Genomic DNA, 7583 nt, shown 5'->3' on the forward strand with positions numbered 1-7583 from the left:
GTATCTTGCAACCCTATCAAAGCCCCAACAATAATTATTTGAATACTGTAAAAAAATTGGAATAATCCCGCCAAAGCGAGAAAAGTAGTTGCTGTCTTAACTGCTTCAATATTCTCTGGATTGTTTATATCTAAATAAATTCCCGCAATCTGATATGGAAACAACCAGAAAATGAGTGCCACAGCACTGGCATAAATGCCACCAATCGTAATCCCAATTGATGCTGCCCTTCTTGCACCCAAAGGTTTTTTTTCTCCCATAGTCTGACCTACTCTCGTGACAGCAACATTGCCGATTCCGAGTGGTATCACTATCGCGATCGCTGCTGTTTGGATCGCAATCTCATGGGCTGCTAATGTCACTGTTCCTAAATACCCTGCTAGCCAAGCGGTGACGTTCAATACTGCTGATTCCACTCCCAATAGAAAACCCATAGGCCATCCAGTTTGAAAAATTTTCACAAACGTCTGTTTATCAAACTGATGCAAGTAGCGGAAAAGTTGATAATCTCTAACTTTTGGGGAGAAAATCAGCAAGATAACTCCCACTATAAAACTAACCCAAAAAACCAGAGTACTTGCCCAGCCTATTCCAGCTAAACCAAGTTGAGGAAGACCAAATTTACCGAACATTAACACATAATCGGCAGCGGCATTCAATATCAGCCCAGCCAGCATAGTGACAGTTATCAATCGGGGGACGTTGACAGCAGAGGCAATGCCTCTTAATATCATAATACCAAGTGCAGCAGGAAAGCCCCACACAATTGAGTGTAAATAGGTTTTTGTCAGTAAAACATTGCTTTCTTGTTGACCTAATAGCAGCAAGATAGTATCGCCATACCAAAGCAGAAGCATTGCAGGTAAAGACAAGGCAACTACTAGCCATATCTGCCCAGAAGCAATACGACTAACTTGATCTATGTTGTTTGCCCCAAAAGCCTCGGCTGCTATAGCTGCTCCTGCTGAGAGAATACCAGAGCAGGTAAATAATAAAGTCGAAAAAGCGATCGCACCCAAAGCACCACCAGCCAAAACTTGTGTACCAAGTAAACCCATCATGACTACATCCACTGTATTAATACTCGTTTCGCATATTTCGACAACGACTAAGGGAATTGCCAATTGTAGGCTAACTCGTGCTTCTGATATAAGCTCTGACTTATATTCTGTTGATGTTATTTCTGCTAATCCTCTTTGGGTATTTGTCATATCTCAGCTTTAGAATTAGTACTATGTGTCTTACTTTTTTTGTGCCTATTTAATATACTCAATGCAACTGAAATTAACAAACACCATAAGTAACGCCTAGTTCCTTAGTTATGAAAAATAAAGAAAATATGTATTTCGAGATGCGTAGCACAAGAAATACTGCGTCCTTGGTAAATCCCCTGAATTTATTTATGGGGATTCCTTCTGCCTTCTGCCTTCGTAATTCTGCCTTCTTAACAGCCAGCAAAGCGTAAGTCAGAAAATTTGTTATTTTTGACATTATTTAAGTTGATGGTTGAGCCTGCTATCACTAGATTCTCCCTTTCAAAGCATCCACCAACAGCGGTTTGATGTTGTTTTTTGTAAAAATCAGAGCTAGTATCCAGTAATTGTTAGTTGAAGTATTGGCAGCTGCGGTATGCCATATAGTTGGTGTATAAAACATTGCTGCTCCTACAGGAAGTGGAAGACATAACAACGAAACCCAATATGAGACGTTGAAGTATCCACCGTTTCTGGATGACGTGCAGCTGGTCGATAACGCTGACAGTAGTTAGGCGCACACAGAAAGGAACCACCTTTGAGTACTTTTCTGGGTATTCGGGAGAGCGGTGTATTTGGATCAAAGCTCTCTTGTTGGGTTCCGCCTCTGGTGTTGACTGGAATACAGCAAGATTTTGTCTTATTTTCCGGGTGAGAATCTCGATACCAGTCAGTTGTCCACTCCCAAACGTTGCCAATCATATCGTACAAACCATAACCATTTGGAGGATACAAGCCGACAGATTCTGCTCCAGGAGAGTGCGGCTTTAGGTTTTGCCAAGGAAATTTACCTTCCCAAGTGTTAGCCATGCGCTTACCTTTGGGTGCAAATTCATTTCCCCAGGAGTAGACAGCACCCTCCAACCCACCGCGAGCCGCAAATTCCCACTGTGCTTCCGTCGGTAACAATTTACCAGCCCAAGCTGCGTAAGCTTCAGCATCTTCATAGGCAATATGTACCACAGGATAATTTTCTCGCCCTTTGATAGAACTTCCAGGTCCGGCTGGATGTCGCCAGTTTGCACCAGGTACATAAACCCACCAGCTACAAGTTTGTAAATGAACTGGTTGTTCCGGCTGTTGAAATACAGCTGATCCTGGTACTAAGAGTTCCGGTATAGCTCCAGGATAATCTTCTGGCTTTGGTGGACGTTCTGCCACTGTCACGTAGCCAGTTGCTTTCACAAAACGTTGAAACTGTTTGTTAGTGACGGCGTAGCGATCCATCCAAAAGCCATCTACACGAACAAGATGGGCTGGACTTTCCTCTGGGTAATGGTGGTCAGACCCCATCACAAAATCGCCACCAGGTATCCAGACCATCTCTTTATCAGGTGCTTTACCAGGACACTTGATCGCGATTTGCCTACCAGATTTACCAGATGAAACCTCTTGATGTAATGTACGTTCCTGCATGAATGACTTTTCCTTATGCTGGGTAAGGTAAAACTTGCCCGTTCCATTCCTCAAAGCGATTGCGCAACCGCTTCAATACGTCGGGATTATTATCCTTGAGGTCAGTTTGTTCGCCTTCGTCATTAGCAAGATTGAACAGATATTCTTTCTCTCCCTGACGCAAGTACTTCCAATCCCCGCTTCGGACTGCTGCTTGGAGTTGTCCTGAAGGATACCCACTCTCATTAGATTTATAGCGCCAGAACAGCGTTCGAGGGGAAACAGGTTTTTTACCCACAAGGACAGGGAGCAAATTCCGACCATCAAGTGGATAGTCGGGATCGGGTGAAGTACCTGTTGCTGCCAGAATTGTTGCTGTTAAGTCGAAAGTGATAAGAACTTGGTTGTTCACTTGGTTTGGTTGAATCACTCCGGGCCAGCGAATAAAAGTGGGGACTCGTATACCACCTTCATACAAACTGGTTTTTCTCCCTTGAAAAGGTCCAATATCAGAGAATTTCTCACCCCCGTTATCACTAGCAAAAATGACTATGGTATTATCAGCCTGTCCGGAATCTTTTAAAGCTTGCAAGACTTTACCAACTCCGTCGTCTAGCCTTTTTAGGATCGCAGCATAAGTTTCTTTTGACCCTCCGGCAGTGATATCATTTGAACTGTAGAAAGTTCGACTCAACTCTTCATCTTCTGGTCTTTCCCAGGGCCAATGAGGTGCATTGTAATGAAGGCTTAGGTAAAACGGTTCACCCTGAGCGTTGTCGAAGGGTTTATTACGTGGTCTAGTGAGAAATTCAACGGCACGTTCAGTATACAAGTCTGTAGCGTAGCCTGGTTTATCTACAAGCACCTCACCTTCATAGAAGTCAAGTTTTTCACTTTCATTTTTGTGGGTAAAGTAGTCGATCGCCCCACTATAATTTCCAAAGAACTCATCAAAACCACTCTTGAGTGGACTGTAATTTGGAAGAAAACCAGCGTGCCATTTACCAACCAATGCTGTCTGATAACCATTGGCTTTCAAAAGGGAAGCGATCGTTGGGTGTTGAGGCGGTAATCCTACATTGTCACTGTCAACTAGAGGTTCTTGAAGAGCAACTGGCAATCGCGCTGGATAACGACCTGTAAAAAAGCTGATCCGTGTTGGCGTGCAAACAGTTTGTGCTGCATAGGCATTGGTGAAGCGCGTACCTTCCCTTGCCAACTGGTCTAAATTTGGCGTCTGATAAGTTTTTCCATAAATACCAATGTCGCCCCAGCCCAAGTCATCCGTCAAAATGAACAGTATGTTAGGACGCTTTTGTGTGGCAGCGACAGCAGAAGACACACTCAATCCTCCTAATGTCAAGACTGTGCTGGTAATTGCAGTCCCCAAAAACTGACGACGACTAATTGCTGGTAGTTTGCGTTTGTTCATTTTCTCTTTGGGTGATTTTTCCTTCTGCTTTGCGTGGTGGTTCCCCAAACAGATTGTTGAACTTATGATTGGTCATGGTTAACCCAACTGCGTAGTTGAAGTAGTCCATGTTCAACCGAAAAGTGCCATCTTCTTTGAGATCCAACAAATGGTTGAGAATTTGGTCTACATATTTGGGTTCGCCGTAGGGCGCTAAACCCATAAGTTTGTACTCACCTGAGTTAACTTTGAACCCGGTGTAGTAGGTAAAGGCTGAATAAAGCAAACCGAGGGAGTGGGGAAAATCAATTTCCCACTTGGGTGTGAGTTGATTTCCTTCTCCCATCCAAACGGAGGTGGTTGCCCACTCTCCTACACCATCTAAGCACAAAACGGCAGCACGCTCAAAAGGACTGGGAAAAAAAGCAGCCGCCGCATGGGCTTGGTGATGTGAGGTAAACAATAGAGGAGGCAATTGAGAAGTTTTGCACTCCCCCAAAAGTGCCAATTCTTTTTTTAAGAGTGTCTTGAGGTAAAGCTTTTCTTTTAGCCAGATTGGCATGGCTGTGATAAACGAGCTAAATCCCTTTGGCGCATAGGCTAAATAGGTTTCTAGCAACCGCTCAAATTTGACTAATGGCTTGTCGTAAAAAACAATTTGATCGACATGTTGTAACTTGGTTCCTGCTTGTTTTAGACAGTAAGCGATCGCTCCAGTAGGAAAACCAGCATCGTGCTTTCGTCTTGAAAAACGTTCTTCCTGGGCTGCGGCAACAATTTCGCCATGGACAACCATAGCGGCAGCGCTATCGTGGTAGTAAGCTGAAATTCCTAATATCTGCATTTCACACCTTTTGGGTGAGTATAAGTTGACTCTCTTCCCCATCATCACTATTGGCAATCTTATTGCCAATCACTTGATAAAAACGAACAATTAAAATAATTGCTGAGAGTAGTGGACTCAAAACCATAGCTAACCAGATACCGATACCTCCCCAACCTAAAATGATTGCCATGAAATAGCTTCCTGCCAAGCCAAGACCCCAGACAATCAAGTTCATTAACACTGGCACGAACGTATCTTGCAACCCTATCAAAGCCCCAACAATAATTATTTGAATACTGTAAAAAATTTGGAATAATCCCGCCAAAACAATAAAAGAAGTTGCTGTCTTAACTGCTTCGATATTCTCGGGATTGTTTATATCTAAATAAATTCTCGCTATTTGATATTGAAACAACCAGAAAATGACTGCCACAGCACTGGCATAAATGCCACTAATCATAATCCCAATCAATGCTGCCCTTCTTGCACCCACAGGGTTTTTTTCTCCCATGGTCTGACCTACTCTCGTGATAGCAACATTGCCGATTCCGAGTGGTATCACCATCGCCATTTCTGCTGTTTGGAACGCAATCTCATGGGCTGCTAATGTGACTGTTCCTAAATACCCTGCTAGCCAAGCGGTGACGTTCAATAGTGCTGTTTCCGCTGCCCATTGAAGCCCCATGGGCCATCCAGTTTGAAAAATTTTGACAAAGGTCTGTTTATCAAACTGATGCAAGTTGCCCAAAAGTTGATAATCTCTAACTTTTGGGTAGAAAATAAGCAAAATAACTCCTGCTATAAAACTAACCCAAAAAACCAGAGCAGTTGCCCAGCCTATTCCAGCTAAACCAAGTTGAGGAAGACCAAATTTACCGAACATTAACACATAATCGGCAGCGGCATTCAATATCAGCCCAGCCAGCATAGTGACAGTTATCAATCGGGGGACGTTGACAGCAGAGGCAATGCCTCTTAATATCATAATACCAAGTGCAGCAGGAAAGCCCCACACAATTGAGTGTAAATAGATTTTTGCCAGTAACACATTGCTTTCTTGTTGACCTAATAGCAGCAAGATAGTATCGCCATGCCAAAGCAGAAGCATTGCAGGTAAAGACAAGGCAACTGCTAGCCATATTTGCCCAGAAGCAATACGACGAAGTTGATCTATTTTATTTGCCCCAAAAGCCTCGGCTGCTTGCGCTCCTCCTGCTGAGGTAATACCATAGCAGGTAAATAATAAATTCAAAAAAGCGAGCGTGCCCAAAGCACCAGCAGCCAAAACTTGTGTACCAAGTAAACCCATCATGACTGCATTCACTGTATAAATACCCGTTTCGCACATTTGCGAAATGACTAAGGGAATTGCCAATCGTAGGCTTACTCGTGCTTCTGATATAAGCTCTGACTTATATCCTGTTGATGTTATTTCTGCCAATCTTATTTGGGTATTTGTCATATCTCATATCTTGCGCCTATTTAATACACTCAATGCAACTGAAGTTAACAAACACCATAAGTAACGCCTAGTTCTTTTAGCCATCGACGATAGGCAACTGTGCATTTATCCGATGGCACATGTATTTCCTGTGACAACCATTGTGTATTTATCTGCTTTGAGGGTAACAGTGGTAAACGCGCTGGCTGTTGAGAATGTAGGATCCGAATATCTTGTTCTATTGTTTCGTCATATTCGGCTAGTAGCTTTGACTCCAATGTTTTAAAGTCCAACGTTTCAAGGCAGTTCCACATTATCAACATCCGCAACACGCTGTTGTCTTCATCAATCGGTGTTATCGTCATCAAATCCACTATCCGAATTTCAGGGGATTCTGAAACGCAGTATTGACATAAAGGATGACTAAGCTTAAACCAATTAACCCATGAGTCATCTTGGATATGGCTGACAATCCTTGATGTCTGGAATTGATACTTACCCATAGTCAGGCCATCTTTGTCTACCTTCACCTCAAAGTCTTTAACTTCTGTATGATTGCGATCGCCTAACCAACCGTCATGGATAAAAGGAAAATGAGATACATCTAAGGAATTATCCATCACGCGAAACGCACTAGCTTGAATAAAGTACGACTTAGTATAAGTCTTGTGATAATTCGGATCGTCCCATTCGGGAAACGAAGGTATATCATTAACTGGGTTCCCTAAGCAAACCCACACTAAGCCGTAGCGTTCCTGGCAATGATAGGTCTTGGCTTGTGCATTTGCTGGGGGTACCATGTCAGGGTGAGCCGGGATGTGTACGCATTTACCAGCTTCATTGTATCTCCATCCGTGATACGCACAAACCAAAGTATTATTCGCAATTTCTCCCATAGACAGAGCCACACCTCGGTGGGGACAGTGGTCTTGCCATACCTGTATGGGTGAATTCTGTTCATGACTGCGCCATAGTACCAACTTAACTCCCAACAAATGAGCTGTGGTGATACTTCCTGGTTTACAATCTTCTACCTTTGCGATTACGTACCAGTTGTTGATTAAGATTAGGTCGGCAGTTGTCATAAGACCTCATGGGATGTGTGGAAACTCAGTCGCTTCAGCGCTGAGAGGAAACAGGACTAAAGTCGCTTGAGTCGCAGTGGATATTCTCCACGAGCCATAAGATTTGAATTTGCAATCTTTGACACTCCCCGGTCTGAAGACACGGGGATTCTTAAGACCACAATTTGAGTCT

General features: G+C 43.3%; 5 protein-coding genes and 1 pseudogene. All 6 read right to left on the reverse strand.

All coding sequences use genetic code 11. The features are described 5' to 3' along the window. The coding region (locus NJ959_RS22660) for an MATE family efflux transporter (protein WP_254014012.1) at positions 1-1211 on the reverse strand (1211 nt) is incomplete at its 3' end. Positions 1212-1664: 453 nt separating this feature from the next. After that, a complete protein-coding gene (locus tag NJ959_RS22665) occupies positions 1665-2576 on the reverse strand; it encodes a formylglycine-generating enzyme family protein (RefSeq protein WP_373693696.1) in 912 nt (303 codons plus the stop codon). Positions 2577-2682: 106 nt separating this feature from the next. Beyond that, positions 2683-4080, reverse strand: coding sequence for a sulfatase family protein (locus NJ959_RS22670; protein WP_254014014.1), 1398 nt, complete (start codon positions 4078-4080; stop codon positions 2683-2685). A gap of 1 nt (position 4081) precedes the next feature. After that, a pseudogene (locus tag NJ959_RS22675) lies at positions 4082-4903 on the reverse strand (carbamoyltransferase N-terminal domain-containing protein); the annotation flags it as partial. 1 nt (position 4904) lies between these two features. Further along, positions 4905-6347, reverse strand: a complete 1443-nt coding sequence (locus NJ959_RS22680) for an MATE family efflux transporter (protein ID WP_254014016.1) — start codon at positions 6345-6347, stop codon at positions 4905-4907. Between the two features lie 44 nt (positions 6348-6391). Then, a complete protein-coding gene (locus tag NJ959_RS22685; protein ID WP_254014017.1) occupies positions 6392-7411 on the reverse strand; it encodes an aromatic ring-hydroxylating dioxygenase subunit alpha in 1020 nt (339 codons plus the stop codon). Positions 7412-7583 lie beyond the last annotated feature (172 nt).

Source organism: Limnofasciculus baicalensis BBK-W-15 (assembly GCF_024178385.1).
Classification (GTDB): domain Bacteria; phylum Cyanobacteriota; class Cyanobacteriia; order Cyanobacteriales; family Coleofasciculaceae; genus Limnofasciculus; species Limnofasciculus baicalensis.